A 20224-nucleotide genomic window follows, 5' to 3' on the forward strand; every position below is an offset into this window, starting at 1 on the left:
CACTGTGTTTTTACCCGGCGACCGTCTCTTCTTCCTCGTCCTTCGTCTTCCAGAGCGAGTAGACGACGCCGCCTGCGATCAGTGCGAAGGTCACGCCGAGCGAGATGGTGGGGTCGAGCTTGCCCACGAGCTGGTTCCAGAAGATCTTGCCGCCGATGAAGGCGAGCACCAGCGCGAGCGCGTATTTCAGGTAGTGGAACCGGTGCACCATGGCGGCGAGCGCGAAGTAGAGCGCGCGCAGGCCGAGGATCGCCATGATGTTCGCCGTGTAGACCACGAAGGTGTCCGTGGTGATGGCGAAGATCGCCGGCACCGAGTCGACCGCGAAGATCAAATCAGCGACGTTGATCACCACGAGGGCGAGGAAAAGCGGCGTCGCCCAGGTGACGATCCTGCCCGTTTTCGCATCGGGCTCGCGCACGAAGAAGCGCTGATCGTGAAGGCTGTTCGTCACCCGCATATGCTTGCGCAGGAAGCGGACCATCGCGTTCTTGTCGATATTCGGTTCGCTCTCGGGCACGAGCAGCATCTTGATGCCGGTCGCGATGAGGAAGGCGCCGAAGAGATAGAGCATCCAGGCGTATTCCTGCACCAGCGCAGCGCCCACCGCGATCATGATGCCGCGCAGGATGATAACGCCGACGATGCCCCAGACGAGGGCGCGGTACTGGTATTTCCGCGGGATGGCGAAATAGCTGAAGATCAGCGAGATCACGAAGACGTTGTCGATCGACAGGGACTTCTCGATGAAGAAGCCCGTGAAGTACGAGATGCCCGCATGGGTACCGTCCTCGGTCACCAGGAGGCCGGTCTCGAACGACCACCAGATATAGGCGCCGAAGATCGTCGCGATGCCGATGTAGAAGGCGGATAACAGGAGACTCTCCTTCACGCCGAGCTCTTTGTCCTTTCTGTTCAGGACACCGAGATCGAAGGCGAGGAGAAAAACGACAAGGCTGAGGAAAGCCGTCCACATCCAGACGGGCTTACCCAGCCATTCCATGAGCAGGAATTCTGGCATAACCGGACCTTTGTTTGCTTCTGTTCAAGCATCGGCTCCGACATCACAGTCGCATGCTGCATCCTGCCAGAGGGGCCCGGGCGCCGATGGGTCCAACGTGGGAACCCTCCCTTCAAAGATCAAGGGAACCCCCGCAGCGGATTCTTGCTCAATTTTACGTCATCTGCCGGTTCTGGAGGCAGGGTTGCCCGGGCAAGAGACTTGACCCCGGGCGCCTATCTGATTGCATGGTCAAGAACAGGGCAGGTGGCCGAAATGAGCGTCACCAAACCCGCGACGATAAAAGATCAGAGGTGACGGTTATGTTTGCGCATCGTTCGACGAAGGCGACGTGGATCACGGGGATGCTGGCAGGTGCTGCCGTATTCCTCGGCTCCGCCGCTGCCCAGGCCCAGACCCCGGTGCGGTTTTCGCTCGACTGGCGCTGGGAGGGGCCGGCAGCCCCCTTCGCTGTCGCCATCGACAAGGGCTACTTCAAGGCCGAGGGACTGGACGTGACGATCGATCCGGCGGCGGGCTCCCGCGAGCCGATCTCGCGCGTCGCGTCCGGCACCTACGATGTCGGCTTCGGCGACGTGAACTCCCTCGTGCGCTTCCGTGACGAGAACCCGGGCACGGACATCAAGGCGGTGATGGTGATCTATGACCGTCCGCCCTTCGCGCTCATCGGCCGCAAGAGCCGGGGCATCTCCAAGGAGATATCGAGCCTGCAGGGCAAGAAGTTCGGCGCCCCGGCCGCCGACGGCGCCTATGCGCAATGGCCGATCTTCAAGGCCGTGAACAAGATCGACGATTCGACGATGAAATTCGAGAACGTGGGCTTCCCCGTGCGCGAGCCGATGCTGGCGCAGGGAGAGGTCGATGGGGTCTTCGGCTTCTCCATGTCCTCCTACATCAACCTGAAATCCCGTGGCGTACCGGCGGACGACATCGTCGTGATGCTGATGAGCGATTACGGCGTCGATCTCTACGGCAACACCATCATCGTCTCGCAGAAATTCGCGCAGGAGAAGCCGGAGGCCGTGAAGGGCCTTTTGCGCGCGATCATGAAGGGCGTGCAGGACACGGTGAAGGACCCGTCGAGCGCGGTCGATTCGGTGATCAAGCGCAATGACGTCGCCAAGAAGGACGTGGAGCTCGAGCGCCTCAAGATGGTGCTGGAGCAGAACATGATCACGCCGTGGGTGAAGGAGAACGGTTTCGGCGGCATCGACAAGACCCGCTTTGCCAAGGCCCTCGACCAGATCGGCCTGACCTTCACCTACAAGGCGAAACCCGAGGTGGACGCCGTGTTCACGGAGCAGTTCCTCCCTGCCGCCGACCAGCGCAAGGTGAACTGATTGTTCTTCACCCTCCCCTTGAGGGGGAGGGTCGCGAGCATCGCGAGCGGGGTGGGGTGAGAGGCGCCAACATTGAAGAATGTCGCGCTGCCACCTCACCTCGGCTCTTCGAGCCGATCCTCCCCCTCAAGGGGAGGATGACACTACGGAGCGCCCGTTGTCTGCTTTCGTCGACATTCACGACGTCACCCATGTCTATGCACGGGCCGAGGATGGCCTGCCCGCCGTCCGGAACCTGAACCTGAAGGTGAACGAGGGCGAGTTCGCCGCCATCGTCGGGCCCTCGGGCTGCGGCAAGTCCACCCTGATGAAGCTTGCCACCGGCCTGCAGTTTCCCCGCGAAGGCACCGTGATCGTCGACGGCAAGCAGGTGGGAGCGCCCGTCAAGCTCGCCGGAATGGCGTTCCAGAACCCGACCATGCTGCCCTGGCGCACCACCCTCGACAACATCCTCCTGCCGCTCGAGATCGTCGAGCCGCACCGCTCCCGCCTGCGCCGGCACAAGGCCGAGTATGTGGCCAAGGCCGAGAGCCTGCTGGCGCAAGTGGGCCTGAAGGAGCAGGGCGACAAGTTTCCCTGGCAGCTCTCGGGCGGCATGCAGCAGCGCGCCTCGCTCTGCCGCGCGCTCATCCACGAACCCAAGCTCCTGATGCTCGACGAGCCCTTCGGCGCGCTCGACAGCTTCACCCGCGAGGAACTGTGGTGCGTGATGCGCGACCTGCACGCCGCGCAGAAGGTCACGATCATCCTCGTCACCCATGACCTGCGCGAAGCAGCCTTCCTGTCGGACCGCATCTTCTGCATGAGCGCGCGTCCCGGCCGGATCGTCGCGAAGCGGGAGGTGGAGTTCCCGCGGCCGCGCGATCTCGAGATCACCTACACGCCGGAATTCTCGGCTCTCGTCCATGAATTGCGCGGCCACATCGCGCAGGCGCGCAAGGCGGCTTGAGAGACCCGATGAAAACCAAGAATCAGCTCGCCCTCGCACCCTGGGTCTTCACCATCGGATTCTTCTTGCTCTGGGAAGCGATCTGCCGAGGGCTCAACGTCTCGAGCTTTATCCTGCCGGCGCCCTCCACGATCATGCTCGCCGTGTGGGAATACCGCACCCAGCTCGCCTACCACGCATTCTTCACGCTCTGGATGACCCTGGCAGGCTTCGGCCTCGCGGTCGGTTTCGGCCTTTTGCTCGGCATGGTGCTCGGCTCGTCGCGGCTGATCAATGCCGGCACCTATCCGCTGCTCGTGGGCTTCAACTCGATCCCGAAAGTGGCCGTGGTGCCGATCCTCGTGTTCTGGTTCGGCGTCGGCTGGGTGCCGCCGGTGATGACCGCCTTCCTGATCTCGTTCTTCCCCATCGTCGTCAATGTCGCGACCGGCATCGCCACCGTCGAGCCGGAGATGGAGGACGTGCTGCGGGCGCTGGGCGCCTCGAAGCGCGACATCGTGTTCAAGGTCGGCGTGCCGCGCGCGATGCCGTATTTCTTCGGCTCGCTGAAAGTGGCGATCACGCTCGCCTATGTGGGCTCCGTCATCGGCGAGCAGAACGCGTCGAACGTGGGCATAGGCAACCTCCTCACCCGCGCCTCCGCGGCTTTCGAGGTGCCGCTCGTCTGGGCCGCCCTCGTGGTGCTCGCCGTGCTCGGCGTCTTCATGTACGCGATCACGGCCTATGTGGAGCGCTCCATGACGGGATGGGCGCAGCGCTCGCAGATGGCGGCTTAGAGCATCGGGTTATAGCAGGCGCTACCTTTTCCCCTCCCCCTTGCGGGGAGGGGCGGGGGCGGGGGGGTGCGACCGGGTGAGAGCATCCCGTCATGGCCGGGTTTGTCTCGGCCATCCCGACTCTATGAAGCGCTATGCTTTTCCAATCGAGACCACCGGCACAAGGCCGGTGATGACGTGGTAGGGGGAGCATCGCTGGTACTCATCCCAGTGCAGCATTTCTACTTTCCGACCCCCACCCTCGATACCTCCCCGCAAGGGGGAGGGAAGAAGGGCCCACTTACCGCCGCAGCGACAGCGGGTTATCCGACAGCGCCGCCGCGTCGGGCTGATCGATGGCGGGCTTGCCGAGGAAGGCGTTCCAGAGCTTTTCCACAATGTCGCGCTCGAGATCGTCGACGATGAATACGATGCGGCTGCGGCGATCCTCGCTCGGCCAGCGTGCCAGCACCGCGGGCACGTGGATCACGTGCTGGACGCCGTGGATCACGACCGGATGCTCCGGATCTTCCGCCAGGGCGACGAGGCCCTTCACGCGCAAGAGCTTCGCGCCCTGCGACGAGCGCAGGAGATCCAGGAACATGTCGAGCGTGCCCTGACGGATCGGGGTTTCGCTCGTGAGGCAGAAGGCGCGGATCTTGTCGTCGTGCCGGTTCACGTCGTGATGGTGATGATCGTGGCCGTGATGGTGATGATGGTGTCCGTCCTGATGGGCGTGGCTTTCGCGCTCCGCTTCCTCGACGGCCTCGGTCTTCAGCCATGCGGCGACATCGGCGATCTTGCCGTCGAGGCCGAAGAGACCGCCCGCGATGATGGAGTCAGCCGGTGCATCCGCTTCCAGCAACTCTGCACCGGGGTTGAGCCGGTGCAATCTCTCGCGCAGGAGCGCAAGGCTTGCTTGGTCCGCGACGAGATCGGTCTTGGCGACGACGATCCGCTCGGCGACGGCCGCCTGCTTCACTGCTTCGCGATGTGCATCGAGCGTGGCGGCGCCGTTGACCGCATCGATCACCGTCACCACGCCTTCGACCGCGTAACGCATCGACAGATACGGATGGTAGAGCACCGCATGCAGGATCGGCGCCGGATCGGCGAGACCGGTGGTCTCGATGATCACGCGCCTGAACGGCAGGATGCGGTCGTTGTCGCGCTTGCGCAGCAAGTCCTCGAGCGTCGCGATCAGATCGCCGCGCACCGTGCAGCACAGACAGCCGGCCGAGAGCAGGACCATGCCCTCGTCGACTTTTTCCATCAGCAGGTGATCGAGGCCGATCTCGCCGAATTCGTTGACGATCACCACCGTGTCCTGCAGCGCGGGATCCTTCAGGAGCCGGTTCAGTAGGGTGGTTTTGCCCGCTCCCAGAAAGCCGGTGAGAATGGTGAGCGGGATGGGGGCGGGAGGTGTCATGGCAGTCATGGGTTCAATCCGCAATCGGCACCAGGGGTGCATCCTTCAGGCGACGCTGTTCCAAGAGAACGTTGGCCACGATGGCCGCCAGCACAAGGGTTCCGCCTGCGATCTGCAGCGGAGACAGGGTTTCTTCCAGGATCAGGGCCGACGAGATCGCGGCCACCACGGGCTCGGTGCAGTAGACGATCCCGGCCGCGACCGCCGTGATGCGCCCGAGCGCCAGGAACTGCAGCAGGAAGCCGAGGACGTAGCCGCCGATGGTCACGGCGACGGCGAAGGGTGCGGCGAGAAGAACCGAGGGCGGTGCGAGCTCCCCTGCCGCCCATCCGATCAGCGCGGCGGTCGGCAGGACGAGCACGTGGATCCAGAAGATCTTGGCCATCACGCCGGTCTTGCGGCAGCGCGCGGCGGCAAAGAACTGGGTCGCCGTCGCGATGCTTGCGCCGAAGGCGAGCGCCAGGCCTCGCCAGTCGAGATCGCCAAAAGCCGGCCCGACTACAAGGACGACGCCGAGAGAGGCAAGCGCCACGACGCCGAGCAGGGCACGGGTGAGCTTCGTGCCTTCCACGAACGGGCTCGCCAGCACGATCAGGATCGGAAACGTGTAGAAGACCACGGCGGCCACGGTCACCGGGATATAGGCGACCGACGAGAGATAGCAGACGCTGACGAAGGTGGTGGAGATCCCGAGCAGAAGGAGGGTGCCGCGCTCGTCCCGTGCCGCCTTCAGGGAGCTTCGGGTGACGGCGACGACGATGCCGACGAGCACGAGCATCAGAAAGACCCGGTAGACCACGATGGCCGAGCCGCTGGCTCCCGCAAAGGAGGCCATGCGGGCATAGACGATGTTCATGCCGTAGAGGCTGGCCGAGACGAGGGCGAAGAGGAGACCGTTGGCGGGGGTGCTTTGGGGCATGATGGGATCGGCGTGGTGGGGGTCGAACCGTTCGCCCGGATGGAGGTGAATTGCAAGGGTTCAAGCAAAACGGGTTCAAGCAAAACGCCCGGTCGATGACCGGGCGTTTTGGAGAAACGACGACTTGCAGGCTTAGTTGGCGACCGATTTCGGCTTGGTCGAGGCATCGGCCTTCTGCGGAGGCTTGGGCTTGTCGGCCGGCGCCTTGGATTTCGTCTCCGCCGCAGGCTTCGAGGCAGGCTTGGCAGCAGGCTTGGCGCTGCCCGTCACCGGCTTGACCGCGACGCTGGCGCGGGGCTGGTCCTTGGTCTTGGCAGCGGTCTTCGCAGGCTTCTTGTCGTCCGCCGTTTCATCGTCCGAGGCCTTCGCCTCGGTGTCCTTGTCAGGTGCCTTGTCCTTCTTCGATGCGGTCGCCTTCTTGGTCTTGGCCTTGCGGGCCTGCTCGGCGGCAGCCTCGGCCGCCGCCTGGGCGGCGATCTCGGCCTCGGAGGGCGGGTTCAGGCCGATCCAGACGCGCTCCGGCTGAACTGCTGCCCGGGGGCCGAGCACGGTGCGCAGGGGCTTTTCGGCGGAAGCGCCGGCAAAGGCCATGACCTCGGAGGAGAAGAGGTTCGGGATGTTGCTGTCGGTTTCGGCAACGGCCGGGGCATCCTCTTCCTGCGGCATCGGTCCGCGCCGGTCGCAGATGACGGGGCGCATGTCCGGAGGAGTGGCATTGGCCGAGGCCGGCAGGGCCGCGAGTTCCGGATTGGTGAAGTTCACCTTGCTGCCGAAGCCGCGATCGAACAGCTCCGCCGCCTTGATGGTGCGCTCGTTGGCGGAGGGCGCGCCGAGCACCACCGTGATGAGGTGGCGGCCATTGCGGGTGGCGCTCGCCACCACATTGAAGCCGGAGGAGCAGATGAAGCCGGTCTTCATTCCGTCGGCGCCGGGATAGCGCCCGATGAGCCCGTTGGTGTTGCGCATGATGCGGCGGCCGAACTGCACCGCGCCGATGTCGAACAGGTCGCTGTATTGGGGGAATTCCCGCAGCAGAGCGCGGGCGAGAACGGCCATGTCGCGGGCCGAGGTCTGGTTGCGGTCGTCGGGCAGGCCGTGCGGGTTGGCGAAGCGGCTGCTGACCATGCCGAGGCGGCTGGCATGGGCGTTCATCAGCTCCGCGAAGCCGTCGATCGAGCCGCCGATATTCTCGGCGATGGTCGCGGCCACGTCATTGGCCGACTTGACCATCATGATCTTGAGCGCGTTGTCGAGCCGGATCTCCGTTCCAGGCTTGAAGCCCATCTTGGAGGGCGGCAGGGCCGCTGCGCTGTCGGTCACCGTCAGGAGAGACTCCATCGACAGCTGGCCCGAGCGCACCTTGTCGAGGGCGACATAGGCCGTCATCAGCTTGGTGATCGAGGCCGGAAACCAGGGGTCGGTCGCCCGCTCCGCATGCAGGACGCGGCCGGACTCGAGTTCGACGACAAGAGCGGGGCCGCCGGCGGCCAGCGCCGAGCCGCCCGTCAGGGCGGCAAGGGCAAAGGCTGTCACGCGGAGGGCTCGGCTAACGTTCATGCGGAACGACTCCTTGGCTTCGTTCGACGGGCGGAGAGATCTCGAAGGCCCGGCCTGTCAGCTGGGCTATTTCTAGTCCCAAACCCTGGCCTTGGCTAGGTTGGGCGGGTTCTTGCTTGTTTGTACCGCCCTTCTTAACAAAATCCATGGCAAGAGAGTGGCAAGAGCCGCGCGGTTTGAAGATCGACATGACAACATCCCTAATCTGGATCCCGGTGACCTTGGCCGCGGCGGCGGCGCAGACGGGCCGCAACGCCACGCAGCGTCGGCTGACCGAAACCATCGGCACTGTCGGCGCGACCCAGGTCCGGTTCCTCTACGGCTTTCCCTTCGCGCTGCTCGCTCTCGCCGGGATGGCCCTTGCCACCGGCGAGCGAGTTCCTGCTCCCAATGCGACCTTCCTGGCCTATGTCCTGACCGGCGCCGTCACGCAGATCATGGCGACCGCGCTGATGCTCTCGGCCATGCGCGAGCGCGCCTTCTCGGTGGTGACGGCCTATACCAAGACCGAGCCGGTGCAGGTGGCGCTGTTCGGGCTGCTGCTTCTGGGCGACCACCTGACGCCAGCCATGGCGCTGGCGATCGCGGTCGCGACCTCGGGCGTGCTGGTCATGTCCGTGAAGCCGGGCACGAGCCTGACGGCCTCCGGCACGAGACCGGTTCTTTTCGGTCTCGCTTCCGGCGCCTTCTTTGCCGTCGCGGCGATTGGGTTCCGCGGGGCGATCCTGTCCCTCGACGAGGGCTCCTCGGTGATGAGGGCCTCCACGACCCTCGTCTGGGCCCTGGGCCTGCAGGCTGCGATCCTCCTGGTCTGGCTCGGCGCCTTCGACCGGAAAGCCCTATTGGCGAGCTTTGCAGCCTGGCGCCCCTCGCTGGGGGCCGGATTTCTCGGGGCGCTGGCCTCGCAGTTCTGGTTCATCGGCTTCGCCCTGACGACCGCGGCCAATGTGCGCACTCTGGCTCTGGTCGAGGTGCTGATGGCACAGGCGGTGTCCCATCGGTTTCTTGCGCAGGCGACGACCCGGCGCGAGCTGGCCGGGATGTTGCTGATCCTCGGAGGCGTTGCATTGCTGCTTCTGGCGCAACGTTAGCTTGTCGCTGCGGCACGCGCATGGTAACGAACAACGTTACATATTCAGCGTATGCCCGACGGAACCGTTTTCATGACCGATGCCAGCACCGCCGCCGATGTCCAGCCCGCCTACCGCGTCCTCCAGGTCGGCGACCCGGTTCCCTGGTTCAAGCAGAATTCGACCAGCAATCCGAATTTCAGCTTCGATACGATCGCCGGGCGCTACATCGTCCTGTGCTTCTACGGCATGGGATCGGATGAGGTCGGCCGCGCGACCCTGGCGTCCTTCCAGGAGGAGCACCGTTCCCTCTTCGACGACGACAAGCTCGCTCTTTTCGGCGTAAGCGTCGATCCGTCGGACCAGTCCGAGATGCGTGCGAAGCAGATCGTGCCGGGCATCCGCCATTTCTGGGATTTCGACGGTACGGTCGGGCGTCTCTACGGCGCTCTGCCGCGCAATGTCCTGCCGGGCGGCGGCCCGGTTCCGATCCGCCGCTTCTGGATGGTGCTCAACCCGACCTTGCGCGTTCGCGCCATCTTCCCCTTCGAGGAGGACGGCAGCGACCGCGACAAGGTGATGGCCTATTGACGGGAACTGCCGCCCGTCGCCCAGTTCGCCGGCTTCGAGATCCCGGCTCCGGTCCTCGTCATTCCGGATGTGTTCGAGCCCGAGTTCTGCCGCCACCTGATCGGTCTCTACGAGCAGCATGGCGGCGAAGAATCCGGCTTCATGCGCGAGATCAACGGCAAGACCGTCGCTGCGCACGATCCGAACCACAAGTGTGAAATTGCAGAAAATTTGCGCCGAAAGCGGATTAACTGAGTCTGTCTTTGGTTAAGAAGAAAGTGATGACATGCAATCTCAATATCGCTCCGGTGGGCAGCGTCACCTCGATTGTGAGATCATACAATATGAAATGAGTTTACAAGCATTTATTTAAGAGTATTGCAGATGCGTTATACGCAGCGACTATAGACATCTGATTACTGAAGAAAGCTTATTGCTAATTTTATAGTTAAAATATGAATCTAATATTCAGTAGAAGCTTCACTTTCACTCACATATCGAGTGCGCCCCTAGCAGTGACAGAGCGTGAGCCGACTGCGCCTGAATGCGATCCGACCATCTGGTTCCTATGCAAAAGCCTTTGCCCGTGGCGATTTACCCGAGGCAGCACCCGGCCGAACTCCGACCGCGATCCCGTTCCCGGAAAAAAAGAACCTTGCACCAGCATCCTCAAGGGCGCGTCTGATTTCTATACGCTTATCTTCGCTCGGCATACGGATATCATTCTCAAAATCGTTCAGGAGTTTCCGGGCGCAACCTGCAATTTCACAGAGCTCATTTTGCGACAGACCGAGCATAGCCCTCGCACCCCGACATGCGACACCATCAATCATTTGGCCTGGCGGAAGGTCGTAAATCACAAAGACGCTTCTATGTCGGGAAAATCTCAAAGTCTTCAAAACAGTCTAATTTTTTGCCGCTCCAGGCACAATCTGTAAGTCGGAATTAAACGCGATTGTTTCACTTTACGCCATTTTAGTCGCGATGGAGGCCCGCAAAAAGCAGCTCTCCTAACCGCAAAAATCATCTGACTTGGTGTTAATGGGCGAGGTGGCAGAGGCAAAGCGTGAGTTTATCCCAGTGCACAATGCGTTGGAAAATTGAGAGCCCATTCCCGCACATGTTCCGGATAAGAGCGATCATCCCCGGACAAGAGTGGTGAATGTTGGGACGTGGTCAAGGCCGAAAGAGTTCCCGCGAAAGGATTCTCGATGCGGCTGCGGAGCTTGTGAGCGGGATCGGTTCGGGACGGCTGACACTGGATGCCGTCGCCGAACGGTCAGGTCTCAGCAAGGGTGGGCTACTCTACAACTTTTCCACCAAGGAGGCGCTGCTTCAGGCCATGGTCCAGCGCCTCGTCGACGAGGTTTCGGCGGAGCGAGAGGCGCTCCGAGCCGAAGCCGAGCCCGGGCGGAACCTGGAAGCACGTCTGTGCACGGCGGCGCTGCTCAAACTGCGCAAGGGCAAGACGAGGGAGGTTGCCAGTGGCATGCTGGCCGCTTCGGCCGAGAACCCGCGCCTGCTCGATCCCGTGCGCGAGGTCATCAAGGCGACCCTGGAGAACCTGAAAGCCACGTCGGATGATCTCGACGCGGCGCTGTTGGGTTGGCTGGCCATTGAGGGCCTGAACAGCCTGGAAATGCACGACCTCAATCCCTTCTCGGAGGAGGAGCACCAGCGGGTCGTCGAAGCAGTCAACCGCCTCTTACGCCAGGGCATCGCTGAGTAGAGCCCTTAGGCGCAACACCCGGGGGAATCTGTCGTGATGGAGACAGCATCCGCCGCGGGTTGTTGGACCGGCTTAGGCACGTCAGGCAAGGTGGACGAGGCGCGCACCCGGCCTGCGAGTTGCTTGAGGTGGCCCATTCATGAGCTTTCGCTCGGAAGGTCTGGACCGGGTGTGCGCCGTGACAAGGCGGCGCTTTCCAGTGGGTGCAAGTCCCACCCGGCAAAAGCTCCAGCCGGAAGCAACCGGAGCAGTCATGGAGGTAACGAAATGGCTGAAGCCTTCGGATAGCGGGTCACGAATTGGTGACCGCGCGAGTGTGCAGGCCGCAACGTGAGTGAACGCTGAGCAAGCCTCGAAAAGGACGATGTGCAGGCCGACCCGACAACCCTTTCGGGGAAGGCTGATACGGCTGGGTGAATGAGCAAAGAGTACGCCCAGGCGCTGCACCGGGGTAGTGGCGGCAGCATGGACACAAGGAAAGCGCACGCAACACGGGAAGCCCCAGGACGTGGTCAGGGATGACCAACCGGAGGCCCGCGAGGGACAGACCGGGCGCCCTGGGGTGGCGGAGAGGCTCGTAGGACCTTGGAAGCCGGGTAATGCCGGTGGAGGAAAGGGGCCTCAGTTCAAGACAGACGCACGACGTGGTGAGGGACCTGGAGATTGGGCAACCTATCAACTCCGAAGAGTGTTCAGAAACTGCAGACGGCGTTGCACGCGAAAGCGAAGGCAGAGGCCGGTTATCGCTTTTACGCCCTGTACGACAAGATCAGCCGCGAGGACATCCTGGCGCATGCCTATGCCCAGTGCCGCTCGAACAAGGGCGCACCGGGTGGCGACGGTCAGGACTTTGCGGACATCGAGGCATATGGGGTCGAGCGGTGGCTGGGTGAACTGGCGCTTGCGCTCAGGCAGGAGACTTACCGACCGGACCCGATCAGACGCGTGTTCATTCCGAAGGCCAACGGCAAACTCAGGCCGCTGGGCATCTCGACCGTGCGGGATCGAGTCTGCATGACGGCAGCGATGCTGGTGCTGGACCCGATCTTCGAGGCCGACCTTCCACCGGAACTCTATGCCTATCGGACCGGGCGTAATGCCCAGCAGGCGGTGATCGAGGTGGAAGAGCTGCTGTTTCGAGGCCATCCGGACGTCGTGGACGCCGACCTCGCGGACTACTTCGGGAGCATTCCCCATGCCGAGCTGATAACGTCAGTGGCGCGCCGGATCGTGGATCGGCGCGTGCTGCACTTGATCAGAGGGTGGCTGGACTGCCCCGTGGAAGAGACCGACACACGAGGACGGACGACACGGACAACGGAGGCGCGCGATCAACGGCGCGGCATCCCGCAGGGCTCACCCCTCTCACCCTTGCTGGCCAATCTGTACATGCGCCGGTTTGTGCTGGGATGGAAGAAGCTCGGGCTGGAGCACAGCCTCGGCAGTCGCATCGTGACCTATGCGGACGACCTCGTGATCCTGTGCAGGAAGGGCAAAGCCGAAGAGGCCTTGCACCGGCTGCGCGAGATCATGGGCAAGCTGAAGCTGACGGTGAACGAGGAGAAGACACGCATCTGCAAGGTGCCGGAAGGCGAGTTCGACTTCCTGGGGTACACGTTCGGACGGATGTATTCGGCGAGAACCGGCCAGGCCCGCCTGGCGCAACGGCCCTCGAAGAAGAGCATCCGGCGCGCGGTCGAGAAGATCCATGCGCTGACCGCCCGAGCGGGAACATGGCAAGAGACCACAGTGCTGGTGGGCAAGTTGAACCGCACGCTGCGCGGATGGGCGAACTACTTCTCAGTAGGCACCGTCAACCCGGCGTACCGGGCGCTCGACACCTATACAGCGGTGCGGTTGCGCCGGTGGTTGCGCTCCAAGCATAAGGTCAGGCGACGCAAGGGCGGGGCTTATCCCCTCTCGCATCTTTACGGGCACTTCGGGCTCGTCCGCCTGAGCCGGCTTGGGCACGACGTGCCGTGGGTGAAGGCGTGAGGTCTTGTCCGAGAGCCGGATGCGGGAGATCTGCATGTCCGGTTCGATGAGCGGGGTGTGGAAACGGAGCAACGGCTCGGCTAATGAGGCACCGCCAGGCGAAAGCGGCGGAAACAGATAGGCCGCTCCCACAGCCACCGCGCCACACCTCGACTCTACCATCCCAGGAAATTGCGGGCGCCCTGGGAAAATCTGCTGCTCCACGCTTGAGCGGACGTTCGGCGTTCTTCCGAGAAGTGCCAATTGGGGACGTTCTGGGTACAGGAGGCGAAATTTCGCAGAAGGCCCAGTATGGAAAGCGATTTGAAGGTTTCGGAAAGTCTTCGCCGCGCCTTATGGAACGCTGCGCAACCTATGCAGTACTGGGGCGACCGCGGTACCCGCGACCGCACCCGCGAATACTCACGCTTTACTGCCGAGCCTCGCACGTCGCGCGTGGGGCAGCGACAGAGGGGCAGCGCGGGCGGGCAGCTATCCCTTGACCGCGCGGAAAACAACTTTTTGGCGTCGGCGAGCAAGAACTGACGGGACGGAAGTCCTAATCAATCCTGCGTGGACGCTCGCCCAACCCGCAGCGAAAGGCCCCCTCAACGATGCCGTTCCTCCTATCGCCCTACGGCAAGCTCGAACGTGTCGAATACGCGGGCGTGTGCATCATCGCCTGTCTCTGTGTGACTTTCGTAAGTCCGCTCCCTCTAATATTGTCGCTCGGCTCCGGGAATATCGGCATTGACGTGTCGTGGCTCTTGGCGGGGATTATCGCCCTTATTGGATGGTGGGTAATCGCGGCCGCCACCATCAAACGGATCCGAGACATCGCCTCGCCTGAGCTCATCCTCTGGGCCATCATCGCGATCATTACGATGCCCGTGTCCAACATCGTTCTTTTCTTCATTCCGGGGGCTGACGCCAAAGTCACACCTCTCGCGGCGTATTTGAAACAGCGGAATGCCCCGCCTGTGCTCACCATGGCCTTCGAGAGCCCTCAATCTGTGACCACGGCCGGAGACAGCCCTCCGCGCCGGCTCTCTGACAGCACAGCGAAACGCCCGTCAACAATGTCGTTCATGCTGTCGCCATACGGCAAGTTCGTCCGTGTCGAATACGCGGCCGTGTGGCTCATCGCCTCGATTTGGCAGAGTTTCGTGACTTGGGCGGTCATCTTCAGTAGTCTGAGATGGGAAGTGGCGCTTACCATTGTGCTGATTTCCGGCACATTTACTGCGTGGGTAATGTTAGCTGCCACCATCAAGCGCTTTCGGGACATCGGCTGGCCTTACCTTACCCTTTGGGTGATCGGCTTTTATGTAACTGTGGCTCCCACGATTGCCCTCTTTTTCATCCCAGGGGCTGACGCACAGGCTGCTCGTGCGACGCCGTATTCAAACCCACAGATCACGCCAACTGTGACCACGGCGGGAGAGAACGCTCAGCTCCAACCAATGACCATGGCTCGCGATAACCCTCAGCCCCAGGCCCAACCTCAACCAATGTCCATCGTCGTAGAGAACGAGCCGCCTCAGCCTCCATCAATGACCATGGCTGTGGAGAACCCTCCGCCCGAGCGTCCGCCGCAACTAATGATCATGGCCGTGGAAAACGCCCAGCCCCAGCCCAAGCCAATGACGATCCAACGGGCTAAGGAGGAATTGGCCTCTACCTTTGGCGTTCTAGTGGACAAGGTCGAGATCACGATCCGAGGATAGATGAGATGACGCCCGAAGAGGAAGAACAGCGGGCCATTGTTAGACCGCTGCTGATCGGGCTCGAGTGGCAAAGATGTTTCAGGGAACTGCTCTGAGCCTCTAGGAGCGCGGCGGCTGCAATTAATGCGCCCATCCGACCTTCAATCTGAGACCCGTTATTGATTATAAAGCGCATCTGGCAAGGGGCCGAGACAAAGCATGTTGAAATGGATAGTGTTGATCGTGATCCTCGCATTCGGGGGATATACTGCCTATGACTCCTACATGGCGGGCTATCTCACCCGGCCGGAAATGCCAGAAGGTGCCTTTTCCCTTTCTTACAAAAACGGGCTTCGCGGCATCTTGGTTAATGTGCCCGAAGAGAAAGAGACACGCCGCTATCTTGGGGCGCCTATGGAAGTTCCCTTCTATCTCGAAGATGCATGGTCATGGTGCTACCCGCCTACGAAGGAAGAAAGCGCCCGAACCGCCCAATTCATGGCAAAACGAGACTGGCCCGGCCAGAGGCTCGACGCGGTCTGCAAGATCACGGTTGAAGGGAAAGAAATCGTTCGGGGCTTAATTATCACTGTCCCTAAGCTCGACTTTGGCCAATCAGGCGGCTTGGCAGAGCGCGTAAACCAAGCCTCGTTGAAGGGCGTGTGAGGGTTTCGACATTTTGTGTCGGTAGCGTGATGTGAATAAACCCATCTCGCTCCAGATCTGACGCCGCACGGCCGCCAGGGCATCCGCGAAAGTCGGATGAGACTTGCGATACCAGCTGTCGATCCAAACAGCGGTTCGGGAGCGCTGACCGAGTTGCGCGGCCAGCAGAGTCACGATTGAGAACAGTCCGAGCAAGCAGGGCGTGGTGCGGGCGACGGCCTGATCCGACCATTGCCGCTGGGTCTCTACGCCCAGATGTGCACGCGCCTCCTGGAAGGTGACCTCGATCTGCCAGCGCAGGATGAACCAGCGGATGATCTGCAGCGGATCGCGCGTGGGATCGGTGCACAGCAGGGCTTGGGGCGAGAACCGACCGAGAGGATCACGCAGCACGACCCAGCGGATCGGCACGATGGGCATTCCGCCATGGCGCCACACGGCCGTGGCCGAGCAGAACTCGACCACGCGATCTCCTTCGCCATACCAGCCAGGCACCGTGACGCGGCGCCAGCGCGTGCTCGTCCGGAGCAACACATCGGAAAGGTTCGGCAACCGAGCTCCTTTGGTGCGCGGACGGCCCTTCGTCCCCGGCCGGCGCCGTGAAGCCGGCTCGTAGAGGGCGGCATCCAGGCGAAGCCGGGTAATACAGATCACGCCGCGGCGAGACAGCGCTGCCAGCAGTTCCAGGGCGGCAAAGCCCATATCGGCCACCAGCACCAATTCGCGCTCAGGCAACCACCGCCTGACCTGCAGCATCATCTGACGCGCCCAGTCGGTCAGCTTTTTGTGCCGCTGCCCCCGCTCACGGCAATACCGCTCGGAGGGTGCCAGGGCAGTGAGGAACGGCAGGGCCCAGGTGCGAGCTGCCCATGGAATGGGAGCCAGGAGCATGAGGTTGATCCACCGCAGGCCCGAGGCCTTGACGAAATGAGCATCGGAGGAGCGCACCGGATCGCGGTAGATGCCCTTGGCTTTGATGCGCTTGCCGCGGCGGCGCTCAATGGTGTCATCCAGGCCGAGGATCACCGGACCGGTTGGGGCAAAGGCCTGGATCAGCAGGCCCAGCAACAGCCGGGCCGCCTCGCGTGTGCTCCAGCGAGCCCGACTGAGCACGCGATGATAGTTGACGAAGTGGCGCTCGCGACTGAGGCCGGTGATACGCAAGATGCTGGTCACGGTCTTTCAATTACCCACATTTCTGACTTAGCAGCAGTGCTTGCCTGACCAGCACCAAGCGTGATTCCTTGGTGAGCATCTCCTCATCTGTGAGAGGTGTCCCATGGACAGGGCTCTGTCTCGGCTTTCCCGTGATCTCGCTGATCTCTGCGCGCCGGGCATACGCCGGACGGCCTCCTATTCGCTCCCACGAGGCGGCGCGGGAGCTGGGCCATGACAAAGACGTCTCTTCCGACGCATCCTCTGGGAGAGGCAGCCAATGTTATTTCCTGGGTCGATCAGGAACTCGCTGGGTGCCGCTTTCGGGACAATCGTCTCGGCCAGCGCCTGCGCAAGCTCCTGACCCACATGGCCGGTGCCATTGGCGGCAGCCTTCCGCTGGCCTGCCAGGATTGGGCTAACACCAAAGCGGCCTACCGCTTCCTGTCCAATCCCAAAGTTTCCGACCATGAGATCCTTCAGGGCCATTTCCAAGCCACCCGAACCCGCTTTGCCGCCTTCGGTGGCCCTATCTTGGTCATTCAGGACACAACCGAACTGTCCTACGAAAGAGCACAGCCTGAACGGATTGGTGCGACCCGCCGGGTCAACAGCGGCCGGGACAAGGAAGGTCGCTCCAGGATGCACACGGTCTGCGGGCTGCTCATGCACTCTTGCCTGGCTGTGACCGCGGATGGGCTGCCGCTGGGGCTTTCGGCGATCAAGTTTTGGACGAGGCCTCAGTTCAAGGGCGCCCGGACGCTCAAACGCAAGATCAACCCGACCCGGGTGCCCATCGATCAGAAGGAGAGTATCCGCTGGCTGGAGTGCATGAGGCAGTCCGTGGCGCTGTTCGGTGCTCCTGAGCGCTGCATCCATATCGGCGACCGGGAGAACGACATCGACGAGTTCTTCTGCACGGCTCAGGCTCTGAGCACGCACTTCCTGGTCCGAACCTGCGTGGATCGGTTGGCGGGCGATGGCCAGCACACCATCGCGGACGAGATGGCAGAGGTGAAGGTCAAAGGACGGCATCAGGTCGAAGTTCGCAGCCCGAAAGGCGATGTGAGCCTTGCCACCGTAGAGCTCAAATACCGCCGGATCCACATCCTGCCTCCGATCGGCAAGCAGAAGCGCTATCCAGCCCTGAGCCTGACGGTGATCCACGCACAGGAGCGTCATCCACCCAAAGACCGGGCGCGGATCGACTGGAAGCTGATCACGGATCTGCCGGTACGATCCCGCGCGGACGCGATCCAGATGCTCGACTGGTACGCCATGCGCTGGAAGGTCGAGCTGTTCCACAAGATCCTCAAGTCCGGGTGCCGAGCGGAGGAGACCAAGCTGAGAACGGCCGAGCGCCTGGTGAACCTGCTCAGCATCTACTGCATCCTGAGCTGGCGGATCTTCTGGATGACGATGCTCAATCGTGTTGTTCCGGACGTGCCGCCGCGGCTGGCCTTGACGGACTTGGAAATGGACCTGCTCGACGAGCTGGTGCGAGACAAGGGCCAGGTGCTGCTGCGGAGCAAGACGCTCGCCTACTATTTAACTAAGATCGCCCGCATGGGCGGCTACCTTGCCCGTGGCCATGATCCTCCGCCAGGAAACACCGTCATGTGGAGAGGACTATCCCGCCTGATGGATATCGAACTCGGCGCTAGGATTGGGGCGCAAATCTATGGGTAATTGAAAGGGTCACGGTGCGCTTACCGGGTGCCAGGATGGCTCCGACGAGCAGGACCTCGGCATGACGCCAGGTTCGGTGGCGAAAGAGCGGGGCAAACGCTACAATGATCGCGGCGAAGCGGGCGGGCAGGTCCGGCATGGTGGTGTCTCTTGGCGGAAACGCTGCCAGTCTACCGCATCGTTCGCTTCGCCGCCCTGCGCTCCCACATCACCCGCCAGAAATGGCCAAAGTCGAGCTAAGGTGTGAGCGGCGGCTCACACAATGTCAGAACTCGTTAGACAAGTCTCTGATTGTCCTCATTAGAGATGTCACCTCCGGGGAGTGACTGCTGAGAGCTCAACCCACCTTGAACAGGCTCTTGCCTTGGCCGCGCCGCCGCGGGGCGCTGTTGCTCCGGCTCATGTCGAGCTCCTTCTGCCGCTCGGCGATATAGGCCAGAACCGGGCCCAGCCGCTTGTTCTCGACGACCGCCGCCTGATCCACCTGCTGACGGCGGTCAAAGGGCCTGTAGGGCAGCTCCAGGCCCTTGTGCTTGATGGCAAAGCGCCCATCCGGATAGTCGTAGACGGTCACCCGCTGGCGGGCGAGGGACAGCGTGATCGCGTTCGGCTCGAGAATGAACAGCACCTGGTCGTACTGCAGGGTCAGATTGCGCGAGACCGTCCGCTCCTCCCGCCAGGCGAACACGTCATCCAGCTCATCGTCCTCGCTGAGCGGGCGATGCAGGTCCTTGTCGCTGTAGGGCGCCTTGGCAAAGCGGCGGTTGAAGTCCGCCATGAATGCCGGCAGGAAGGCATTGCCCGCCTCAAGGGTCGAGATCCCAGCCAGGCGCATCTCCTTGACCAGGCGGTCCTGCAAGGTGCCGTTGGCGCGCTCGACGCGGCCTTTGGCTTGCGGAGCATTGGCGCAGATGATGTCGATGTTGAGCTGATGCAGGGCTCGCCCGAACTGGGTCATGCCGTCACCGCCCACCGCTCCTTTGCCGTTGACGCGGAAGACGGCATGCTTGTCGGAGTAGAACGCCACCGGCTTGCCGTAGGCCTCCAGGTACTCCCGGGTCGATCGGAAATAATCAAAGGTCGACTCGGTCTCGACGAACTTCAGGTGCATCAGCCGGCTGGTGGCATCGTCAATGTAGACCAGAAGCGTGCAGGGTGGGCCGCGATCCTCGAACCAGTAGTGCTCGGTGGCGCCATGGCGGAATGCCCATCGTGCCGATCCGCTGGGTCGTGCTGCGTGATCCTCTCGGTCGGTTCTCGCCCCAAGCCCTGCTGTGCACCGATCCCACGCGCGATCCGCTGCAGATCATCCGCTGGTTCATCCTGCGCTGGCAGATCGAGGTCACCTTCCAGGAGGCGCGTGCACATCTGGGCGTAGAGACCCAGCGGCAATGGTCGGATCAGGCCGTCGCCCGCACCACGCCCTGCTTGCTCGGACTGTTCTCAATCGTGACTCTGCTGGCCGCGCAACTCGGTCAGCGCTCCCGAACCGCTGTTTGGATCGACAGCTGGTATCGCAAGTCTCATCCGACTTTCGCGGATGCCCTGGCGGCCGTGCGGCGTCAGATCTGGAGCGAGATGGGTTTATTCACATCACGCTACCGACACAAAATGTCGAAACCCTCACACGCCCTTCAACGAGGCTTGGTTTACGCGCTCTGCCAAGCCGCCTGATTGGCCAAAGTCGAGCTTAGA

18 protein-coding genes and 1 pseudogene are annotated in these 20224 nt (G+C 62.5%); 12 read left to right on the top strand and 7 right to left on the bottom strand.

Annotation, left to right across the window (positions count from 1 at the left end):
* Positions 1-10: 10 nt before the first annotated feature.
* Positions 11-1021, bottom strand: a complete 1011-nt coding sequence (locus BB934_RS14270) for a TerC family protein (protein ID WP_099510219.1) — start codon at positions 1019-1021, stop codon at positions 11-13.
* Between the two features lie 302 nt (positions 1022-1323).
* On the opposite strand from BB934_RS14270, the gene BB934_RS14275 reads away from it, so the two are divergent.
* The 3 genes from BB934_RS14275 to BB934_RS14285 all read left to right on the top strand — a co-directional run bounded on the left by BB934_RS14275 (position 1324) and on the right by BB934_RS14285 (position 4086).
* On the top strand, positions 1324-2361 hold the full coding sequence (locus BB934_RS14275; RefSeq protein ID WP_237049973.1) for an ABC transporter substrate-binding protein: 1038 nt from the start codon (positions 1324-1326) through the stop codon (positions 2359-2361).
* Between the two features lie 157 nt (positions 2362-2518).
* Positions 2519-3310, top strand: a complete 792-nt coding sequence (locus tag BB934_RS14280) for an ABC transporter ATP-binding protein (RefSeq protein ID WP_418294692.1) — start codon at positions 2519-2521, stop codon at positions 3308-3310.
* Between the two features lie 8 nt (positions 3311-3318).
* Positions 3319-4086, top strand: coding sequence for an ABC transporter permease (locus tag BB934_RS14285; RefSeq protein WP_099510221.1), 768 nt, complete (start codon positions 3319-3321; stop codon positions 4084-4086).
* A 280-nt stretch (positions 4087-4366) separates the two neighbouring features.
* On the opposite strand, the gene BB934_RS14290 is transcribed toward BB934_RS14285, so the two are convergent.
* The 3 genes from BB934_RS14290 to BB934_RS14300 all read right to left on the bottom strand — a co-directional run bounded on the left by BB934_RS14290 (position 4367) and on the right by BB934_RS14300 (position 7970).
* Positions 4367-5503, bottom strand: a complete 1137-nt coding sequence (locus BB934_RS14290) for a CobW family GTP-binding protein (protein ID WP_099510222.1) — start codon at positions 5501-5503, stop codon at positions 4367-4369.
* A 4-nt stretch (positions 5504-5507) separates the two neighbouring features.
* Positions 5508-6413 (bottom strand): DMT family transporter, encoded by a 906-nt coding sequence (locus BB934_RS14295; protein ID WP_099510223.1) that lies wholly within the window; start codon positions 6411-6413, stop codon positions 5508-5510.
* A 132-nt stretch (positions 6414-6545) separates the two neighbouring features.
* Positions 6546-7970: a D-alanyl-D-alanine carboxypeptidase family protein gene (locus tag BB934_RS14300; RefSeq protein ID WP_099510224.1), complete on the bottom strand. Its 1425-nt coding sequence runs from the start codon at positions 7968-7970 to the stop codon at positions 6546-6548.
* A gap of 188 nt (positions 7971-8158) precedes the next feature.
* Between BB934_RS14300 and BB934_RS14305 the strand changes: the two genes are divergently transcribed.
* The 3 genes from BB934_RS14305 to BB934_RS47080 all read left to right on the top strand — a co-directional run bounded on the left by BB934_RS14305 (position 8159) and on the right by BB934_RS47080 (position 9865).
* Positions 8159-9061, top strand: coding sequence for an EamA family transporter (locus tag BB934_RS14305; protein WP_099510225.1), 903 nt, complete (start codon positions 8159-8161; stop codon positions 9059-9061).
* 72 nt (positions 9062-9133) lie between these two features.
* Positions 9134-9631 carry a redoxin domain-containing protein gene (locus tag BB934_RS14310; protein ID WP_157934172.1) on the top strand — a complete coding sequence of 166 codons (498 nt, stop codon included), beginning with the start codon at positions 9134-9136 and terminating at the stop codon, positions 9629-9631.
* Positions 9632-9700: 69 nt separating this feature from the next.
* Positions 9701-9865 (top strand): hypothetical protein, encoded by a 165-nt coding sequence (locus BB934_RS47080; protein WP_157934173.1) that lies wholly within the window; start codon positions 9701-9703, stop codon positions 9863-9865.
* Positions 9866-10176: 311 nt separating this feature from the next.
* Here BB934_RS47080 and BB934_RS50915 read toward each other — a convergent pair whose 3' ends face one another.
* A complete protein-coding gene (locus BB934_RS50915; RefSeq protein WP_418294755.1) occupies positions 10177-10443 on the bottom strand; it encodes a helix-turn-helix domain-containing protein in 267 nt (88 codons plus the stop codon).
* Positions 10444-10772: 329 nt separating this feature from the next.
* Here BB934_RS50915 and BB934_RS14315 point away from each other — a divergent pair, with 329 nt between their 5' ends.
* From BB934_RS14315 to BB934_RS14340, 4 genes are all read left to right on the top strand, one after another.
* On the top strand, positions 10773-11339 hold the full coding sequence (locus BB934_RS14315) for a TetR/AcrR family transcriptional regulator (protein WP_099510227.1): 567 nt from the start codon (positions 10773-10775) through the stop codon (positions 11337-11339).
* Positions 11340-12050: 711 nt separating this feature from the next.
* The gene (gene ltrA / locus BB934_RS14325; RefSeq protein WP_237049974.1) at positions 12051-13334 is read left to right on the top strand and encodes a group II intron reverse transcriptase/maturase; all 1284 of its coding nucleotides are present in this window, start codon (positions 12051-12053) and stop codon (positions 13332-13334) included.
* 593 nt (positions 13335-13927) lie between these two features.
* Positions 13928-15040 carry a DUF805 domain-containing protein gene (locus BB934_RS14335; protein ID WP_099510230.1) on the top strand — a complete coding sequence of 371 codons (1113 nt, stop codon included), beginning with the start codon at positions 13928-13930 and terminating at the stop codon, positions 15038-15040.
* Between the two features lie 198 nt (positions 15041-15238).
* Complete coding sequence (locus BB934_RS14340; protein ID WP_099510231.1) at positions 15239-15685, top strand: hypothetical protein; 447 nt, start codon at positions 15239-15241, stop codon at positions 15683-15685.
* Here BB934_RS14340 and BB934_RS14345 read toward each other — a convergent pair.
* A complete protein-coding gene (locus BB934_RS14345) occupies positions 15635-16861 on the bottom strand; it encodes an IS701 family transposase (RefSeq protein WP_099510232.1) in 1227 nt (408 codons plus the stop codon). The two genes, BB934_RS14340 and BB934_RS14345, sit on opposite strands and share 51 nt — an antisense overlap.
* Before the next feature lie 213 nt (positions 16862-17074).
* Between BB934_RS14345 and BB934_RS14350 the strand changes: the two genes are divergently transcribed.
* A complete protein-coding gene (locus tag BB934_RS14350; RefSeq protein ID WP_099508970.1) occupies positions 17075-18529 on the top strand; it encodes an IS4 family transposase in 1455 nt (484 codons plus the stop codon).
* A gap of 337 nt (positions 18530-18866) precedes the next feature.
* Here the strand turns inward: BB934_RS14350 and BB934_RS14355 are convergent.
* A pseudogene (locus BB934_RS14355) lies at positions 18867-19718 on the bottom strand (ISNCY family transposase); the annotation flags it as partial.
* A gap of 14 nt (positions 19719-19732) precedes the next feature.
* On the opposite strand from BB934_RS14355, the gene BB934_RS14360 reads away from it, so the two are divergent.
* Complete coding sequence (locus BB934_RS14360) at positions 19733-20203, top strand: hypothetical protein (RefSeq protein ID WP_099510233.1); 471 nt, start codon at positions 19733-19735, stop codon at positions 20201-20203.
* The last annotated feature ends 21 nt before the right edge of the window (positions 20204-20224 follow it).

It is taken from the genome of Microvirga ossetica (genome assembly GCF_002741015.1).
Lineage (GTDB): Bacteria > Pseudomonadota > Alphaproteobacteria > Rhizobiales > Beijerinckiaceae > Microvirga > Microvirga ossetica.